This window comes from Oceanibaculum nanhaiense (assembly GCF_002148795.1).
Classification (GTDB): domain Bacteria; phylum Pseudomonadota; class Alphaproteobacteria; order Oceanibaculales; family Oceanibaculaceae; genus Oceanibaculum; species Oceanibaculum nanhaiense.
Genome location: NZ_MPOB01000006.1, coordinates 338,660 through 355,756, shown reverse-complemented (window position 1 = coordinate 355,756; position 17,097 = coordinate 338,660). Strand labels below are relative to the sequence as shown.

Here is a 17,097-nt window from a genome sequence, read left to right as displayed (position 1 = left end):
GGCTTGTAGGCTGACGGGAAATTCACATATCTGCCGCATCCTTTTCCACCCAACAGCAAGAACAGAAAAACTCATGTCGGCAGAAAAGCTCTCCTTCCAGGCGGAAGTCAGCCGCCTCCTCGATATCGTCGTGAACTCGCTCTACAGCGAGAAGGAAATCTTCCTGCGCGAGTTGGTCTCCAACGCCTCGGACGCCTGCGACAAGCTGCGCTATCTCGCACTTACCGATGCCGGGATGCTGGTGAGGATGGTGCGTTCGCGATAACGCTCACCACCGATGCGAAGGCGCGCACGCTGACCATTTCCGACAATGGCATCGGCATGGACCGCGACGAGCTGATCGCCAATCTGGGGACCATCGCCCGCTCCGGCACATCGGCCTTCCTGGGCGAGCTGAGCGGCGATGCCAAGAAGGACACCAACCTGATCGGCCAGTTCGGCGTCGGCTTCTATTCCGCCTTCATGGTGGCCGAGAAGGTCGAGGTGCTGACCCGCAAGGCCGGCGAGGAGGCCGCCTGGCTGTGGGTTTCGGACGGGCGCGGCGATTTCACCATCCAGCAGAGCGAGAAGGCCGGGCGCGGCAGCCTCATCACGCTCTATCTGCGCGAGGGCAATGAGGAGTATCTGGAGGCCGACCGGCTGCGCCAGATCGTGAAGCGCTATTCCGACCATATCGCCATCCCGATCCGGCTGGCCGATGGCGACAAGGTAGAGACGCTGAACCGCGCCTCCGCGCTGTGGACGCGGTCGAAGAGCGAGATCAAGCCGGAGGAGTACAAGGAGTTCTATCACCACGCCGCGCATGCTTTCGACGAGCCATGGGAAACGCTGCACTGGCAGGCCGAGGGGATGATCGCCTATACCGGCCTGCTGTTCGTGCCGGGCTCGCGGCCCTTCGATCTGTTCCATCCGGAACGCAAGACCCGCGTGAAGCTCTATGTCCGCCGTGTCTTCATCACCGACGATTGCCAGGAGCTTGTGCCGGAATATCTGCGCTTCCTGCGCGGCATCGTCGACTCGGAAGATCTGCCCCTGAATGTCAGCCGTGAGATGCTGCAGGCCAGCCCGGTGGTGCAGAAGATCCGCCAGGGCGTGGTGAAGCGCGTGCTGGGCGATCTGCAGAAGAAAGCCGAGAAGGAGCCGGAGTCTTATGCCGGATTCTGGGAGAATTTCGGCCCGGTCCTGAAGGAAGGGCTCTATAGCGAGCATGGTGGCGACCGTGACCAGCTCCTGAAGCTGGCGCGTTTCCGCTCCAGCAATGGCGACGGGCTGGTCAGCCTTGCCGACTATGTCGGCCGTATGCAGGACGGCCAGGACACCATCTTCTACATCACCGGCGAGGATGCCGCCGCGCTGCTGGAGAGCCCGCAGCTGGAAGGCTTCCGCGCCAAGGGTGTGGAGGTGCTGCTGCTGACCGACCCGATTGACGAGTTCTGGATTCCCGCCGTCGTCGAGTATGAAGGGCACAAGTTCAAATCGGTCACGCGCGGCGGTACCGACCTCGCCAAGGTGAAGGGTGCCGAGAAGTCGGACGCGGACAAGAAGGCGGAGGCCGACAGCAAGGACGATGTCGGCAGCCTGGTTGCGCTGATGAAGCTGGCGCTGAAGGACGAGGTGAAGGATGTCCGCGCCTCCGAACGGCTGACCGACAGCGCGGTCTGCCTGGTCGCCGATGAGGGCGATATGGACATGCATCTGGAGCGGCTGCTGCGCCAGCACAAGCAGCTCGACAACAGCTTCAAGCGCATCCTGGAGGTGAACCCCGCCCATCCGGTGATCCGCAAGCTGGCGGCGCATGTGGCCCAGAAGGGCGGCGAGGCCAGCATTGACGATGCCGCACTGCTGCTGCTCGATCAGGCGCGCATCCTGGAGGGCGAGCCGCTGCGCGACGCCAGGGGCTTCGCCACCCGCCTGTCCGCCTTCCTGGAAAAAGGGCTGGCCTGAACCAGCCAGCCCCTCACGAACCGACTGCTGGCGGCGTCAGATCGCCGCCAGCGCCTGTTCCAGATCGGCGATCAGATCCTCGATCTTCTCGATGCCCACGGAAAACCGCAGCAGGTCGCCCGGCACCGGGCTGCCCACGCCCTCAATGGAGCGGCGGTGCTCGACCAGGCTCTCCACGCCGCCCAGCGAGGTGGCGCGCTTGAACAGCTTCAGATTGGCAGCCAGCGCGACGGCCTTCTCTTCGCCGCCCTTCACCCGCATCGACAGCATGCCGCTGAAGCCGCCGCTCATCTGCCGGGCCGCGATGGCGTGGCCGGGATGCGCGGCGAGACCGGGATAGAGCATCTGCTCCAGCTTCGGGTGCTTCTCGAAATGCTGGGCGATGGCCATGGCGTTGGCGCTGGCGGCCCGCACACGGATGTGCAGGGTGCGCATGCCGCGCAGCAGCAGCCAGGCCTCGAACGGCCCCATGATGGTGCCGACATCCTTGCGGATACCGACGATGCGGCGCCAGAAATCATCCTCCTTCGCGGTGACGATGGCGCCGGCGATCACATCGCTGTGGCCGTTCAGATATTTCGTCGCGGAATGCATGACGATGTCGGCGCCATGTTCCAGCGGGCGCGACAGCACCGGCGTGGCGACCGTCGAATCGACCGCCAGCTTCGCGCCGACCGAATGGGCGATGCGCGACGCCTCGGCCAGGTCGGTAATGGTCCACATCGGGTTGGAGGGCGTCTCCGCCCAGATCAGCGCCGGGCGGTGCTGCTCGGTCAGCGCCTTCAGCGCCGCCATATCGTCATTCTGGTAATAGACGATCTTTACGCCCCATTCGGCGCCCCATTCATTCAGCCATTTGCGGACGCCCCAATACATCACTTCGGGCACCAGCGCGGTGTCGCCCGGCTTCAGTGCCATGAACACGCCGGTCGCCGCTGACATGCCGGACGCGACCAGCAGGCTGGCCGCGCCGCCTTCCAGCTTGGTCAGCACGCCCTCGGCCAGGCGGACCGTCTGATTGTCCGGACGGCCATAGATATGGCCACGGCTGTAGGTAAGGTCCGCCTCGCGCTCGTAGGTGCTGGCGATATAGATGGGCGGGGTGACGGCGCCGGTCAGGGGCTCGACGAAACCAAGCGCCTGGGCGGCCAGCGTCTCGGGCGACGCATCGGGGAAGTTCTTGCTCATGATGCTAGCACTAGCGCGCCATGCCTGCCCTCGGCAAGTGCGCTGCACGCATGGGCCAGACGCTTTCGTGCGGTCAGTGCAGCGCCGGCTGCCGTGGCAGGTTCAGCCTGGGCTGCGAGCGCTTTACGGCGATGCGAGGCCGGGACGCGCGGCCGGCTCTTCGTCTGAGGGCGAACAGCCGTTTCACGCGCTGGCGGATCGGATGCAGCCAACGCGCAAAGGCAATGGCGCGCAGGCGATGGGCGCGGCGCAGATGGGCTTCCACGATCTCCGGCGTGGGGTACTCGGCAAGGATTATGATCCGGGGTCCGCTCATCTCTCATCCCTTCGGTCCGGTGGCAGGGAAGATGTCTGGCCCCAAGATTATTCATTGCCAGAACAATGATAATCCGCTGAACTGTGGTCGATTAATTTCCATTAGGGAAATAAAGCGATGGATCGTTTCCTGGCATTGCGCATCTTCAACGCGGTCGTCGAGGAGGAGAGCCTCATCGGCGCCAGCCGCAAGCTGGCGCTGTCCCCCTCGGCGGTCAGCAAGAATCTGGCAGCGCTGGAGGAGGAGCTGGGCGCGCGGCTGTTGAACCGCACCACGCGCCGGGTCAGCCTGACCGAGGCAGGCGAGGCCTATTTCGAGCGCACGGCGCGGCTGCTGGCCGATCTGGACGAGGCGGATGGCATGGTCAGCCGGATGGAAGGGGCGCCGCGCGGGCTGTTGCGGGTCTCGGCGCCGATCAGCTTCGGCCAGCGCCATCTCGCCCCGGCGCTGCCGGACTTCCGGGCGCAGCATCCGGAAGTGGTGGTGCAGATGATGCTGGAGGACCGGGTGGTCGATCTGGTCGGAGAGCGTTTCGACCTTGGCATCCGCATCGCCAATCTGCGCGATTCCAGCCTGGTGGCCCGCAAGCTGGCCTCGAACCACCGCAAGATCTACGCCGCGCCATCCTACATCGCGCGGCGCGGCCTGCCGGTGACGCCCTCGGATATCGAGCAGCACGCCCTGGTGACGATGCCGCCGGGCTCGCCGCTGCTCGACCTCACGCTAACGCGGGGGGAGGAGGTGCGCGCGCTGCACCTGCTGGGCGACATCCAGCTGAATTCGGTGGAGGGCGTGCTGGCGGCCTGCCTGGCCGGCGGCGGGTTGGCGGTGCTGCCCAGCTACATGGTCTGCGATCATCTGCTGGCCGGGCGGCTGGTACCGGTGCTGCCCGACTACACGGTGCCGGACACGGTGATCCAGGCGGTGTTCCCGTCGTCGCGGCATCTGTCGATCAAGGTGCGTGCCTTCATCGACTTTATGGTCGCGCGCTTCAGCCCGATGCCGCCCTGGGAGTGCGTGGACCGTGCGCCGGCCACCGCTCCCAAGGCGGAACTGGTGACTGTCGATTAGGAATCAGGCCGCCGGTTTCGGCAGCGCCTCCTGCGGCACCTTCATGCCGGGCAATGCGGCCATGCGCGTCATCCAGGACTGGATTGCCGGATAGGCGTCCAGCGACAGTTCCGCATCGCCGGCATAGGCGGCGGTGACGTAGCAGGCGATGTCGGCCACGGTCGGCTTCGTGCCGACCAGATACTCCTTGCCGGTCAGCGCCTCGTTCAGCATGCCGAGCGCGCGTTCGCCCCGGCCCTTGAAGAAGGCGATCACCTCCGCCGGGCCATTGTAGAACAGGCGCTGGGCGCGGGTGGAAGCGATACCCGGATACATCAGGTCAGCCTCCCAGAACAGCCATTCGCGGACCTGGCGCTTCTCTTCGGGGGTGGCGCCGTCGAACTTGCCGGCCTTCGCTGCCAGCTCCAGCAGGATGGCGCCGGACTGGGTCATCGCCTCGCCATTGGCGACCAATACCGGCACCTGGCCCCATTTGTTGAGCTTCAGGAAGTCCGGCGTCTTGCTCTCGCCGGCGCGCAGATTGACGTGCTTGTACTCGTAGGGAAGGCCGCACAGGTCGAGCATCAGCCCGGCCTTCACGCAAGGCATGGACAGGAAGGTACCGTAGAGGGTGTAACTGGACATGGATTCCTCGTTTGAAACGGTTCCGGAGTTGGAACTGCCGCGAGGTTAGGCTTTCGTCCGGCGCTACACCAGAGGCTCGAAGGGCGACTCCAACGGTTCGGAGAAGCCGAAGAAGGCCCAGCTCTGCGCCATGTGCGGCGGCAGGGGCGCGGTGATGGTCAGCAGCTTGCCGTTCGGGCGCTTCAGCGTGATCTGCCTTGCATGCAGGTGCAGCTTGCGCGACAGCCCGTCGCCGGCCAGCAGGGCGGCCTGTCCGCCATATTTGCCGTCGCCTTGGATCGGTGTGCCGATGGCCTGCATATGCACGCGCAACTGGTGCGTGCGGCCGGTCACCGGGCGCATCGCGACGAAGGCGGCCTGCTTGCCGACAGCCTCCACCACCATGAAGTCGGTGATCGAGCGCTTGCCCTCCTCCTCGTCGATATCCATCTTCTCGCCGCGCCGGCCGGGCAGCTTGGCGATCGGCAGATCGATGCGGCCCTCGCGCGGCTTGGGAATGCCCGCCGTGATCGCCCAGTAGAGCTTCTCCGCATCCTTGGCGCGGAAAGCGGCGGTCAGCCAGCGGGCGGCCGCTGCCGTGCGCGCCAGCAACAGCACGCCGCTGGTATCCTTGTCCAGCCGGTGAACCAGGCGCGGCCGTTCCTTCGCCTCGAAGGTCAGCGCGTCGAGCAGCGCATCGACATGCACAATCGTGCCGGTGCCGCCCTGCACGGCGAGGCCGGCCGGCTTGTTGATCGCCAGCACCTCGTCATCGCGGTACAGCACGGCGTCGCGCAGCATTGCTTCCAGCTTCGGATCGGCCTTCGGGCGCGGCGCTGTTTTCGGCGGCGGCGGGGAATCGAGGTCGCCCAGCGGCGGCACGCGGATCGCCTGCCCGGCCTCCAGCCGGTGGTTCGCCTTTACGCGCTTGCCATCGACACGGACCTGGCCGGTGCGCAGCAGCTTCTCCAGCCGGCCATGGCCCAGCGCCGGGTAATGCTTGCGAAACCAGCGGTCGAGGCGGGTGTCGGCATCTTCCGGAGCGATGGTAAGGGTTTCAACGCCGCTCATGACAGCACCTGCCTTGTCAGATACATGGCCAGGAAGACGGCGGCCAGACAGCCGATGACGGAAACGCCGGCATACAGGAAGGCCGGCCCGAAGGCGCCACGCCCGGAGAGTACGGCGACATCCAGCGAAAACGCGGAGAAGGTGGTGAGCGCGCCCAGGAAGCCGGTGACCAGGAAGCCGCGCAGTTCCGGCGATGCCTCGAATTTCAGCGCCAGCCCCTCGACCAGCACGCCGATCAGGAAGCAGCCGACCAGATTCACCGTCAGCGTGCCCCAGGGGAAGCCGGTGCCCAGCCACTGGCCCATCAGCCGGTTGACCTCATGGCGCGTCACTGCGCCCACCGCGCCGCCCAGCGCTACCGCGATCAGCATGTTCATTGGCGTTCTTTCACCCGGTTTCCGTCCCGTCGATCCTGCGTGTCCTGCCGTCGGGGTCAAGCCTGTACACCGGCAGCAATGAAAAAGGCAAAAAATCGACCGGTATCGGGATTAAGGAACAGGTTCAGCTTGCTGGACTTTCGAGGGCCGATACCTTAGAACGCCGCCTTCGATTGCGAGAAAGCCGACATCCCCATGGATCATCTCGACGCGCTCGAAAGCCAGTCGATCTATATTTTCCGCGAGGCGTTCAACCGGTTCGACCGGCTGGCCATGCTGTGGTCGCTGGGCAAGGACTCGAACGTCATGATCTGGCTGGCCCGGAAAGCCTTCTTCGGACACCTGCCGTTTCCGCTGATGTTCTGCGACACCGGCAAGAAATTCCCGGAAATGTACGATTTCCGGGACCGCTATGCGAAGGAATGGGATCTGAACCTGATCCTGCGGGATTGCCCGCCGATCGAGGAGATCGACCCGTCGCTGCCGCCGGCTGCCCGTTCCGCCGCGCGCAAGACCGAGGCGCTGAAGCGCGCCATCGCCGAATTCGACTTTCAGGCGGTGGTGGCCGGCATCCGCCGCGACGAGGAACCGACCCGCGCCAAGGAGCGTGTGTTCAGCCCGCGCGGCGCGGATGCGGCCTGGAACTTCAAGGACCAGCCGCCGGAATTCTGGGACCAGTACAACACCGATTTCGCGCCCGGCACGCATGTCCGCATCCATCCGATCCTGCATTGGACGGAACTCGACATCTGGCGCTACATCCAGCGCGAGAACATCCCGGTGGTGCCGCTCTATTTCTCCAAAGACGGCAAGCGCTATCGCAGCCTCGGCGACATGGACATCACCCATCCGGTCGCCAGCGAGGCCGCCACCATCGACGAGATCATCGCCGAGCTGGAACAGACCCGGGTGCCGGAGCGCAGCGGCCGTGCCATGGACAGCGAAACCGAGGACGCCTTCGAGCGGCTGCGCACGGCGGGGTATATGTGATGCGCGAGACGACCCAAGGCATGATCCAGGGGATGGGCCCGCTGACCATCGTCATCGTCGGCCATGTCGATCACGGCAAGTCCACGCTGGTCGGACGGCTGATCCACGACACTGGCTCGATGCCCGACGGCAAGCTGGAAGCCATCAAGGCGATGTCGGAAAAACGCGGCATGCCGTTCGAATGGGCCTTCCTGCTGGACGCCTTCCAGGCCGAACGCGACCAGGGCATCACCATCGACACGACGCAGATCCGTTTCAACACGGCAACGCGTCCCTATCTCATCATCGATGCGCCCGGTCACAAGGAGTTCCTGAAGAACATGATCACCGGCGCGTCCGCCGCCGCCGCCGCGGTGCTGGTGGTCGATGCGGTGGATGGCGTGCAGGAACAGTCGCGCCGGCATGGCTATCTGCTGCATCTGCTGGGCGTGCGCCAGGTGGTGGTGGCGGTGAACAAGATGGATCTCGCCGGCTACGATGCTGCGCGCTTTGCCACGGTTGAGGCGGATATCCGCGCCTATCTGGCCTCCATCGGGGTCACGCCGCTGCATGTGGTGCCGGTTTCGGCGCGAGAGGGCGACAATATCGCCATCCGGTCGGATGCCATGCCCTGGTACGAAGGGCCGATGGTCACCGAGGCGCTGGATGGTTGCACGCCGCCGCCGCCGCCGGTCGATCTGCCGCTGCGCCTGCCGGTGCAGGATGTCTATAAGTTCGACCAGCGCCGTATCCTCGCCGGCCGGATCGAAAGCGGCACGCTGTCGGTCGGCGACCGCATCCTGATCTCGCCCGCTAACAAGAGTGCGCGGATCGCCAGCATCGAGACATGGAACGCATCTGCGCCGGTGACGATGGCTGGCGCCGGCCAGTCGGTCGGCATCACGCTGGACGAGCCGATCTTCGTCGAGCGCGGGCAGATCGTCAGCCATGCCGAGACCGCGCCGGTCGAGACCAACGTGTTCCGCGCGCGGCTGTTCTGGCTGGGCCACACGCCGTTGCGCCAGGGCCGGACCTACAAGATGAAGCTGGCGACCGGCGAATTCCCGGTCGAGGTGGAGCAGATCGAGACCGTCATCGATGTCGGCGATCTGTCGCTCAGCGCCAGTGACACTGTCGAGCGCAATGCGGTCGCCGAGGTGGTGCTGCGCTCCCGCTCGCTGCTGGCGCTGGACGAGTTTCAGCAGAACCCGCGCACCGGCCGGTTCGTTCTGGTCGATGGCTACGACATTGTCGGCGGCGGCATCGTCTCCATGGAGGGTTACCCCGACCAGCGCGCCCAGCGCACCGTGGTCTCCACCAACATCCATGCGGTGGAAAGCCGGGTGGCCATGGAGGATCGCTGGCAGAAGAACAACCACAAGAGCGGCGTGATCTGGCTGACCGGCCTGTCCGGCGCCGGCAAGACCACGCTGGCGCTGGCACTGGAGCATGAGCTGAATCGCCGGGGCTATCAGGTCTATGTGTTGGATGGCGACAATATCCGCCACGGCCTGTCCGCCGATCTGGGCTTCTCGCCGGATGACCGGGCGGAGAATATCCGCCGCGTCGGTGAGGTTTCGGCGCTGTTCGCCCAGGCCGGCATGATCGTCGTCACCGCCTTCATCTCGCCCTACCGGGCCGACCGCGATCATGTGCGCGACATCGCCGGCACGCTGTTCCATGAGGTGCATGTGAAGGCGGATGTCGCCACCTGCGAACTGCGCGACCCGAAGGGGCTCTACAAGAAGGCGCGCGCCGGCGAGATCAAGGATTTCACTGGCATTTCCGCCCCGTACGAGGCGCCGCAGGCGCCGGAACTGGTGGTGGATACGGCGAACCAGAGCATCGAGCAGTCGGTGGCCGATCTGCTGGACTATGTCGCCACGCATTTCCGGCTAACGACAAAGACGGTCGCGGCGCGCTAGAGTACAATCTGGCGATAAGGAAGCGACGATGCTGGAAGAAAAACCGTTCGACCCGCTGTGGGAAGAAGACAACGTCCTGATCTGCGTCACCCTGCCGGCCCCGTCGGGGCAGCGGGGCTGCTATACGGTGATGAACTGGTGCCGCCGCGGCGGCGACAAGCTGGATGTGCAGCGCATCGCCGACAAGCTGGCACCCAGCCGCGCGGAAGCGCTGGCCGCCGCCCGCCAGTTCTGCGAACAGAAGGCTGTTCCCGTGCTTTATGACGCGAATTTCCACGAACTGGATTTCAGTCAGCCGGAAGCTGTCATCGCCACGGCGACGGAGGGTGTTGGCCGACCCGGCTGAAGTCCGTAACACCGGTCTTGTGCCGCCCCGCCGCCTCGCCTATGACATCGGGTGAGTTTTCCAACCGTCCCGCCCACTACTTTCGAGCAATTCCATGGATGCAAGCGTGATCGACGCGACGCTGGTGGCGCTCGCCTTCGCGGTTTTCGCGACTGGCCTGTTCGCCGGTGTTCTGGCTGGCCTGCTGGGGGTGGGCGGCGGCATCGTCATCGTGCCGGTGCTGTTCCATATCCTGACCGGCTTCAACATCGACCCGTCGGTGAAGATGCATCTGGCGGTCGGCACCTCGCTGGCCACCATCATCCCGACCTCGATCATCTCGGCGCGCTCGCACAACAAGCGCGGCTCGGTGGATTTCGACCTGCTGAAATCCTGGGCGCCGATGGCGCTGATCGGCGCGTTGATCGGCACGGTCATCGCGGTTTATGTGCGCGGCGCGGTGCTGACCGGCGTGTTCGCCGTTGTGGCGCTGATCGTCGCCGCCCACATGGCCTTTGCGCGCGAAGGCATGCACATTTCCGACCGGTTGCCGAAGGCCCCGATCAAGCATCTGATCGCGGTCATCATTGGCGGTTTCTCGACCATGATGGGCATCGGCGGCGGGACGCTGAGCGTGCCGACGCTCTCGCTGTTCAACTTCCCGATCAAGCGGGCCGTCGGCACCGCCTCGGCGCTGGGGCTGGTGATCGCCATTCCGGGCACCATCGGCTTTCTCTACAGCGGTATGGGCGAGCCGAACCGCCCGCCCTTCAGCCTTGGCTATGTCTCGCTGATCGGCTTCGCGCTGATCGTGCCGGCAACCATGCTGGCCGCCCCCTGGGGCGCGCGGATGGCGCATGCGATGAGCACGAAATGGCTGCGCCGGGCGTTTGCCCTGTTCCTCGCCATCACCTCGGCGCGCATGTTCTACAGCCTGCTGGGCTGACCCTACCCGAAAAGACAAGGAAGCAGCCACAATGGCGCACCAGATCGGAATCATCGGCCTCGGCATCATGGGCCAGCGCATGCTGAACAGCATGGCCGCACATGACGGCTTCGAGGTGGCGGTTGCCTGGGACCCGTCCGCAGAGGCAATGGATGCGCTGGCGAAGGATCGCCCGCAGATCCGCCCGGCCGCCAGTGCCGAGGCGCTGATCGCCGACCCCGCCATCGCGTGCGTCTATATCGCCTCGCCGCCAACCAGCCATCTCGCCTATGCCATGGCCAGCTTCGATGCCGGCAAGGCGGTGTTCTGCGAAAAGCCGCTGGCGATCGATCTGGCCGAGGCCGGGCAGGTGACGGACCGGGTCCGCGAGGAGGGGCTCAAGGCGGCGGTGAATTTCCCCTTCGCCTCCTCGCTGGCTGGCACGGTGCTGTATGAGGCGCTGGAATCGGGCGCGCTGGGCGCGGTGAAGCAGGTCGAGATCGAGGTTGCCTTCGCCAAATGGCCGCGCGGCTGGCAGGAGGGTGCCTCCGGCTGGCTGGCCCGGCGCGAGCAGGGCGGCTTCACCCGCGAGGTGCTGTCGCATTTCCTGTTCCTGACGCGCCGGCTGATCGGCCCGCTGTCGATCCGCAGCGTCACTGTGGATTACCCGGATGACGGGGTGTCGGCGGAGACCGGCATCGAGGCCGACATGATGGCGGGCGGCGTGCCGGTGCGGCTGCAGGGCCGCGTCGAGGGCGACAAGGATGATCATAACCGCTGGACGGTTACCGGTGCTGACGGCGCCCTGCGCATCTGCGACTGGATGAATGCCGAACGCTTTGGGGCGAAGGGCTGGGAGGCAGTGGACCTCGGTCCGGCCGATACGCTGCGCCCGCGCTCCGTCCAGCAGCAGCTCGACCAGCTTTCGTTGATGCTGCAGGGCAAGCCGCACCGGCTGGCCACCTTCGAGGAAGGCTACGCCGTGCAGAGCTGCATCGAAGCGCTGCTGGGGCAACATACGACCGCCTGACCGGATCACGCTGCAGCGATTTCACAGTCGTCAGAAAAGCCCGCCGGCACTCCCGGCGGGCTTTTTCTTATGGACTCAAAGGCTTGGCTTGATTCCTGACAGCCATTCATTCGGAAGGCTTTTGTTTAAATAGCATTCAGAACAAAAAGTTTTTCGAGAAATAGCTTTTCATGTTTACCGGGATACCGGCTTGGCATATCATTCTTCCCTGAGATGAACTTTTTGGTGTGCCATCTATCGTTACTGGGGTAGCCGGCTTGTCCGGAAGGGCAGGATCGGGTCCGGCGCTCCCCGGTGACACAACAGATTTCGTGGTCGTTTAGCCGTACGGCCTCGAAATGCACCCTCGTTCTGCGAGGTGTGCCTCCCCACCACTGGCCCTCCCCCTCTCCTGCGCGGGGGAGGGCTTTTTTTTGTTCTGTTGCAGGCAGGTTGCGGGCCATGCCTTATGCGGGGAAGATCGCGGCGCGGCATGCTTCCCGCAGGTGGGGAAAAGTCAGGCGAAGGGGCGATGAAGGGGCGCGGGATTATTGTAGGCATTCTCTCCTGTATGGCGCTGCTGGCGGCTGCCATGCCATCGTCGGCGCGTGCCGAGCGTCCGGCGCGGCTGGCCTCGATCAATCTGTGCGGCGACCAGCTGCTGTTGCTGCTTGCCGAGCGCCGGCAGATTGTCAGCCTGTCCTATCTGGCCGCGGACCCTGCCGTATCGGCGCTGGCCGACCGGGTGGGGGATATTCCCCTGAACAGCGGCCGGGCGGAGGAGTTGGTGGCGCTGCAGCCGGACCTCGTGCTGTCGGGAACCTATCAGCAACGCCTGACCAACGGGATGCTGCGCCGGCTTGGGCTGGCCGTGCTGGAACTGCCGCCGGCGGACTCCCTGGCTCAGTCGCTGGCACAGATTCGCAATGTCGCCAGCGCCATTGGCGCGGTGGAAAAGGGGGAAGCCCTGGTGCGATCGCTGGAACGGCGCATCGCGGCCGCCCGCCCGTTGCCGGAAGGGCGGCCCGGGGGGCATCCAGGGGGACATCCAGGGGCGGCGCCGGGGGCGTTGCTGTTGCAGCCCAATCTTTATGCCAGCGGCCCGGACTCGCTGGCGGGCGACCTGCTGGAAGAGGCTGGCTATCGCAACCTCGCGGCCGGGCACGCTGTCCGTCATGGCACGTTCCTGACATTGGAAGACATTCTGCTCGCCCGCCCGGAGGTTCTGGTGCTGGAGACCGCGATTGGCGAGGGCACCTCGCTGGCCCGGCATCGTCTTGACCATGCGGCGCTGCGCGGTTCGGCCTATCGGCGCATTGCCCTGGAAGGGCGGTTGCTGACCTGCCCCGGACCGGGATTGGCGGTGGCGGCGGAGCTGTTGGCGGAGGCCAGGAAGTGACGGGTCAGCCCGCTATTACAGCATCCCTGTCGCAGGCGAGGCGGTCCGCCCGGCATGCCGGACTGTGGCTGGCGCTGCTGGTTGTCCTGCTGTTTGCCGCTTCCCTGCTGATCGGCCGGGCACCGCTGGCGCTGCTCGAACTGTTCCGCGCGGGCGGAGAGGAGGCGGCCATCGCCCGCTCCATCCTCCTGGATATCCGCCTGCCGCGCGCGCTGCTGGGCCTGCTGGTGGGGGCGGCGCTGGGCCTGTCGGGTGCTGCCCTGCAGGGGCTGCTGCGCAATCCGCTGGCGGAGCCGGGGCTGATCGGTATTTCGGCCAGCGCCGGGCTGGGGGCGGTCACGGTGTTCTATTTCGGCCTCGCCGGCAGCCTGTCACTTGTCCTGCCGCTGGGCGGGCTGGTCGGCGCCGGGCTGGCGGTCCTGCTGCTCTATGCGCTGGCCGGGCGGGATGCCAGCGTGCTGACCCTCATCCTCGCCGGCGTGGCGCTGAACAGCCTGGCCGGCGCGCTGACCGCGCTGGCGCTGAACCTGGCGCCGTCGCCCTATGCCGCGCTGGAGATCGTTTATTGGCTGCTGGGGTCGCTGGCCGACCGGAGCATGCGGGAAGTCTGGCTGGCCGCCCCGTTCATCCTGATCGGGATGGCGCTGCTACTGGCCAGTGGCGGCAGCCTGGCGGCGCTCAGTCTTGGCGAGGATACCGCGCGCAGCCTCGGTGTCCGGCTGGGCCGGCTGCGCCTGCTGGTGATCGGCGGTACGGCGCTGGCGGTGGGGGCGGCGGTATCGGTCAGCGGCGCCATCGGCTTCGTCGGGCTGGTCGTGCCGCATCTGCTGCGACCGCTGGTGGGGTATGATCCCGCCCGCCTGCTGCCGCTCAGCGCGCTGGGCGGTGCGGCGCTGGTGCTGGCCGCCGACGTCGCCGTCCGGCTGCCGGTCGGCGCGGTGGAGCTGAAGCTGGGCGTGGTGACGGCGCTGGTCGGCGCGCCCTTCTTCCTGCACCTGCTCTACACGACGCGGCGGCAGATGCGATGAACGGCCTGCTGCATGCCACCGGCCTTGCCGCCACCGGTCTTGCCGTTGCCCTCGGCGACCGGCCTGTCCTGTCCGGCGTCGATCTTACGGCGGGGCCGGGCGATGTGATCGGGCTGTTGGGGCCGAACGGGGCCGGCAAGACGACGCTGCTGCGCACGCTGGCCGGGCTGCTGGCCCCGACCGCCGGATCGGTGACACTGGACGGTGTGCCGCTGGCCGGGATTCCGCCGGCGGTGCTGGCCCGGCGCCTGGCCTATCTGGCATCCGGGGACGATTGCCGCTGGCCGCTGGCCGTCGAGGCGCTGGTGGCGCTTGGCCGCCTGCCGCACCGCACGCCCTGGAGCCGGCTGTCGAAGGCCGATCTTGCCGCCATCGAGGCGGCGATGCGCTTTGCCGGCGTGCTCGATCTGGCGGGCCGGCCGGTGACCCGGCTTTCCGGCGGCGAACGCGCGCGCGTGCTGCTGGCGCGGGCGCTGGCCGGCGATCCCGAACTGCTGCTGGCCGACGAGCCGGTGGCCGGGCTGGATCCCGGTCATCAGCTTGATGTGATGGACGTGCTGGCGCGCCGCGCGAGCGCGGGCGGCATCGTGATCGTGGCGTTGCATGACCTGACGCTGGCGGCACGCTATTTCACCCGGTTGGTGCTGCTGAGCGCCGGCGCGGTGCTGGCCGAGGGCCTGCCCGAGGCGGTGCTGACGCCGGAAAACCTGCGCGCCGCCTATGGTATCGAGGCGACGGTCGGCACGCTGGGCGGCCACACCGCCATCATTGCGGAGCGTCCATAAAAAAAGAACCCGGGGCCATAAAAAAAGAACCCGGGGATTGCTCCCCGGGCCGAATTTTGTCGGTGTTCGTTCGCGCTTTGGTGATGGGGCAGTTTTACCCCCACCTCGAGCCACTGTCCGGTCAGGACGCGCGGTTCATCCGGTTTTCGATCAGATCATTCACGACGCCCGGATCGGCCAGCGTTGAGGTGTCGCCAAGAGCGTCATACTCATTTGCCGCAATCTTGCGCAGAATGCGACGCATAATTTTACCTGAGCGCGTTTTTGGCAGTCCCGGCGCCCACTGGATGAGGTCCGGGCTGGCGATCGGGCCGATCTCCTTGCGCACCCATTGCACCAGTTCCTTGCGCAGTTCCTCGGTCGGCTCCTCTCCGGCGGTGAGCGTCACATAGGCGTAGATGCCCTGGCCCTTGATGTCGTGCGGATAGCCGACCACGGCGGCCTCGGCCACCTTGGCGTGGGCGACCAGCGCGCTTTCCACCTCGGCCGTGCCCATGCGATGGCCGGACACGTTGATCACGTCATCGACGCGGCCGGTGATCCAGTAATAGCCATCCTCGTCCCGCCGTGCCCCGTCACCGGTGAAGTAGTAGCCGGGGAAGGTCGAGAAATAGGTGTCGATGAAGCGCTGATGATCGCCATAGACGGTGCGCATCTGGCCAGGCCAGCTGTCGGCGATGCAGAGATTGCCGTCGGTAGCACCCTTCAGCTCGTTGCCTTCATGGTCCACCAGTACCGGCAGCACCCCAAAGAAGGGCCGGGTGGCGGAGCCCGGCTTCAGCGGCGTGGCGCCGGGCAGCGGGCTGATGAGGATGCCGCCGGTCTCGGTCTGCCACCAGGTATCGACGATGGGGGATTTCTCGTCGCCGACGACGCGGTAGTACCACAGCCAGGCTTCCGGGTTGATCGGCTCGCCGACCGAGCCCAGCAGGCGCAGGCTTTTGCGGCTGGTCTTCTTTACCGGCTCCTCGCCATCGCGCATCAGGGCGCGGATGGCGGTTGGCGCGGTGTAGAAGATGTTCACCTTGTGCTTGTCGCAGACCTGCCAGAAGCGCGAGCCGTCCGGATAGTTCGGCACGCCCTCGAACATCAGCGTGGTGGCGCCATTGGCCAGCGGGCCATAGACGATGTAGCTGTGGCCGGTCACCCAGCCGACATCGGCGGTGCACCAGTAGACGTCACCATCGTGATAGTCGAAGACATACTGGTGCGTCATCGAGGTATAGACGAGATAGCCACCCGAGCTGTGCAGCACGCCCTTCGGGCTGCCGGTCGAGCCGGAGGTGTAGAGGATGAACAGCGGGTCTTCCGCATTCATCTCCTCCGGCGGGCAGTCGCCGGGCACCTTGGATGCGGCCTCGTGGTACCAGACATCGCGCCCGTCGGCCCAGTCGATCTTGCCGCCGGTGCGCTTCACCACGACGACGCTCTTCACGTTCGGGCACTTCTTCAGCGCCTCGTCGGTGTTCGCCTTCAGCGGCACCTTGCGGCCGCCGCGCAGCCCCTCGTCGGAGGTCACGACGATGGTGGAATCGCAATCGACGATGCGGCCGGCCAGCGCGTCCGGGGAGAAGCCGCCGAACACCACGGAATGCACCGCGCCGATGCGCGCGCAGGCCAGCATGGCATAGGCCGCTTCCGGGATCATCGGCAGGTAGATCGTCACCCGGTCGCCCTTCTTCACGCCCTGCGCCTTCAGCACATTGGCGAAGCGGCAGACCTCCTCATGGAGCTGGCCGTAGGTGATGTTCTTGTGCTCGGACGGATCGTCGCCTTCCCAGATGATCGCCACCTGGTCGCGGCGCTTGGCCAGATGCCGGTCGATGCAGTTGGCCGCGACGTTCAGCGTCCCGTCCTCGAACCAGCGGATATGCAGATTGCTGCGGTCGAAGGAGATGTCCTTGACCTTGCTGTAGGGCTTGATCCAGTCGATGCGCTTGCCGTGTTCGGCCCAGAATCCGTCCGGATCCTTGATCGAGCGTTCGTAGAGGTCGAAATACCCTTTTTCGTCAATCCAGGCGGATTTAGCCCGGTCTTCGCGAATCGGTATCACTGAGGCGTCTGACATGATGCGGCCGTCTCCCTAATTTCCGAAATGCGTTTATTTGACCGTACGGGCTGTCTGGGGCTCCCAGCGATCTGGCCAATCACGCGGTTAGCGG

At 65.9% G+C, this 17,097-nt stretch carries 15 protein-coding genes and 1 pseudogene; 10 read left to right on the top strand and 6 right to left on the bottom strand.

Features of this window, described 5'->3' with window-relative positions; translation table 11 throughout:
• The first annotated feature begins 73 nt into the window (after positions 1-73).
• Positions 74-1,944: pseudogene (gene htpG / locus BKM74_RS13115) on the top strand (molecular chaperone HtpG).
• A gap of 36 nt (positions 1,945-1,980) precedes the next feature.
• Here the strand turns inward: htpG and BKM74_RS13110 are convergent.
• Both BKM74_RS13110 and BKM74_RS13105 read right to left on the bottom strand, forming a co-directional pair.
• Positions 1,981-3,132, bottom strand: a complete 1,152-nt coding sequence (locus tag BKM74_RS13110; RefSeq protein WP_086466139.1) for a trans-sulfuration enzyme family protein — start codon at positions 3,130-3,132, stop codon at positions 1,981-1,983.
• 73 nt (positions 3,133-3,205) lie between these two features.
• Complete coding sequence (locus tag BKM74_RS13105) at positions 3,206-3,448, bottom strand: hypothetical protein (RefSeq protein ID WP_086466138.1); 243 nt, start codon at positions 3,446-3,448, stop codon at positions 3,206-3,208.
• 117 nt (positions 3,449-3,565) lie between these two features.
• Here BKM74_RS13105 and BKM74_RS13100 point away from each other — a divergent pair, with 117 nt between their 5' ends.
• A complete protein-coding gene (locus BKM74_RS13100; RefSeq protein WP_086466137.1) occupies positions 3,566-4,519 on the top strand; it encodes a LysR family transcriptional regulator in 954 nt (317 codons plus the stop codon).
• A gap of 3 nt (positions 4,520-4,522) precedes the next feature.
• Here BKM74_RS13100 and BKM74_RS13095 read toward each other — a convergent pair whose 3' ends face one another.
• The 3 genes from BKM74_RS13095 to crcB form a co-directional block, all read right to left on the bottom strand.
• Complete coding sequence (locus BKM74_RS13095) at positions 4,523-5,143, bottom strand: glutathione S-transferase family protein (protein ID WP_086466136.1); 621 nt, start codon at positions 5,141-5,143, stop codon at positions 4,523-4,525.
• A gap of 63 nt (positions 5,144-5,206) precedes the next feature.
• Positions 5,207-6,193 carry an RluA family pseudouridine synthase gene (locus BKM74_RS13090; protein WP_086466135.1) on the bottom strand — a complete coding sequence of 329 codons (987 nt, stop codon included), beginning with the start codon at positions 6,191-6,193 and terminating at the stop codon, positions 5,207-5,209.
• Positions 6,190-6,570 carry a fluoride efflux transporter CrcB gene (gene crcB / locus BKM74_RS13085; RefSeq protein ID WP_086466134.1) on the bottom strand — a complete coding sequence of 127 codons (381 nt, stop codon included), beginning with the start codon at positions 6,568-6,570 and terminating at the stop codon, positions 6,190-6,192. Before crcB ends, BKM74_RS13090 begins: the two co-directional genes overlap by 4 nt.
• A gap of 195 nt (positions 6,571-6,765) precedes the next feature.
• On the opposite strand from crcB, the gene cysD reads away from it, so the two are divergent.
• The 8 genes from cysD to BKM74_RS13045 all read left to right on the top strand — a co-directional run bounded on the left by cysD (position 6,766) and on the right by BKM74_RS13045 (position 14,935).
• Positions 6,766-7,560 carry a sulfate adenylyltransferase subunit CysD gene (cysD, locus tag BKM74_RS13080; RefSeq protein WP_086466133.1) on the top strand — a complete coding sequence of 265 codons (795 nt, stop codon included), beginning with the start codon at positions 6,766-6,768 and terminating at the stop codon, positions 7,558-7,560.
• Positions 7,560-9,464 (top strand): adenylyl-sulfate kinase, encoded by a 1,905-nt coding sequence (gene cysC, locus BKM74_RS13075; protein ID WP_245825935.1) that lies wholly within the window; start codon positions 7,560-7,562, stop codon positions 9,462-9,464. Before cysD ends, cysC begins: the two co-directional genes overlap by 1 nt.
• Positions 9,465-9,492: 28 nt before the next feature.
• Positions 9,493-9,810, top strand: coding sequence for a hypothetical protein (locus tag BKM74_RS13070; protein ID WP_086466132.1), 318 nt, complete (start codon positions 9,493-9,495; stop codon positions 9,808-9,810).
• A gap of 94 nt (positions 9,811-9,904) precedes the next feature.
• On the top strand, positions 9,905-10,735 hold the full coding sequence (locus tag BKM74_RS13065) for a sulfite exporter TauE/SafE family protein (RefSeq protein WP_086466131.1): 831 nt from the start codon (positions 9,905-9,907) through the stop codon (positions 10,733-10,735).
• 31 nt (positions 10,736-10,766) lie between these two features.
• Positions 10,767-11,744 carry a Gfo/Idh/MocA family protein gene (locus BKM74_RS13060; RefSeq protein WP_086466130.1) on the top strand — a complete coding sequence of 326 codons (978 nt, stop codon included), beginning with the start codon at positions 10,767-10,769 and terminating at the stop codon, positions 11,742-11,744.
• Between the two features lie 550 nt (positions 11,745-12,294).
• On the top strand, positions 12,295-13,122 hold the full coding sequence (locus BKM74_RS13055) for an ABC transporter substrate-binding protein (protein WP_176342526.1): 828 nt from the start codon (positions 12,295-12,297) through the stop codon (positions 13,120-13,122).
• Positions 13,119-14,150 (top strand): FecCD family ABC transporter permease, encoded by a 1,032-nt coding sequence (locus BKM74_RS13050; protein WP_086466128.1) that lies wholly within the window; start codon positions 13,119-13,121, stop codon positions 14,148-14,150. Before BKM74_RS13055 ends, BKM74_RS13050 begins: the two co-directional genes overlap by 4 nt.
• Positions 14,147-14,935, top strand: coding sequence for an ABC transporter ATP-binding protein (locus tag BKM74_RS13045; RefSeq protein WP_086466127.1), 789 nt, complete (start codon positions 14,147-14,149; stop codon positions 14,933-14,935). Before BKM74_RS13050 ends, BKM74_RS13045 begins: the two co-directional genes overlap by 4 nt.
• A 121-nt stretch (positions 14,936-15,056) precedes the next feature.
• Here BKM74_RS13045 and acs read toward each other — a convergent pair whose 3' ends face one another.
• On the bottom strand, positions 15,057-17,003 hold the full coding sequence (acs, locus tag BKM74_RS13040) for an acetate--CoA ligase (RefSeq protein WP_086466126.1): 1,947 nt from the start codon (positions 17,001-17,003) through the stop codon (positions 15,057-15,059).
• Positions 17,004-17,097: the final 94 nt, after the last annotated feature.

Coding starts and splice junctions, on each gene's coding strand:
- BKM74_RS13110 (WP_086466139.1), bottom strand. CDS start 3,132: ATGAGCAAGAACTTCCCCGATGCGTCGCCCGAGACGCTGGCCGCCCAG.
- BKM74_RS13105 (WP_086466138.1), bottom strand. CDS start 3,448: ATGAGCGGACCCCGGATCATAATCCTTGCCGAGTACCCCACGCCGGAG.
- BKM74_RS13100 (WP_086466137.1), top strand. CDS start 3,566: ATGGATCGTTTCCTGGCATTGCGCATCTTCAACGCGGTCGTCGAGGAG.
- BKM74_RS13095 (WP_086466136.1), bottom strand. CDS start 5,143: ATGTCCAGTTACACCCTCTACGGTACCTTCCTGTCCATGCCTTGCGTG.
- BKM74_RS13090 (WP_086466135.1), bottom strand. CDS start 6,193: ATGAGCGGCGTTGAAACCCTTACCATCGCTCCGGAAGATGCCGACACC.
- crcB (WP_086466134.1), bottom strand. CDS start 6,570: ATGAACATGCTGATCGCGGTAGCGCTGGGCGGCGCGGTGGGCGCAGTG.
- cysD (WP_086466133.1), top strand. CDS start 6,766: ATGGATCATCTCGACGCGCTCGAAAGCCAGTCGATCTATATTTTCCGC.
- cysC (WP_245825935.1), top strand. CDS start 7,560: ATGCGCGAGACGACCCAAGGCATGATCCAGGGGATGGGCCCGCTGACC.
- BKM74_RS13070 (WP_086466132.1), top strand. CDS start 9,493: ATGCTGGAAGAAAAACCGTTCGACCCGCTGTGGGAAGAAGACAACGTC.
- BKM74_RS13065 (WP_086466131.1), top strand. CDS start 9,905: ATGGATGCAAGCGTGATCGACGCGACGCTGGTGGCGCTCGCCTTCGCG.
- BKM74_RS13060 (WP_086466130.1), top strand. CDS start 10,767: ATGGCGCACCAGATCGGAATCATCGGCCTCGGCATCATGGGCCAGCGC.
- BKM74_RS13055 (WP_176342526.1), top strand. CDS start 12,295: ATGGCGCTGCTGGCGGCTGCCATGCCATCGTCGGCGCGTGCCGAGCGT.
- BKM74_RS13045 (WP_086466127.1), top strand. CDS start 14,147: ATGAACGGCCTGCTGCATGCCACCGGCCTTGCCGCCACCGGTCTTGCC.
- acs (WP_086466126.1), bottom strand. CDS start 17,003: ATGTCAGACGCCTCAGTGATACCGATTCGCGAAGACCGGGCTAAATCC.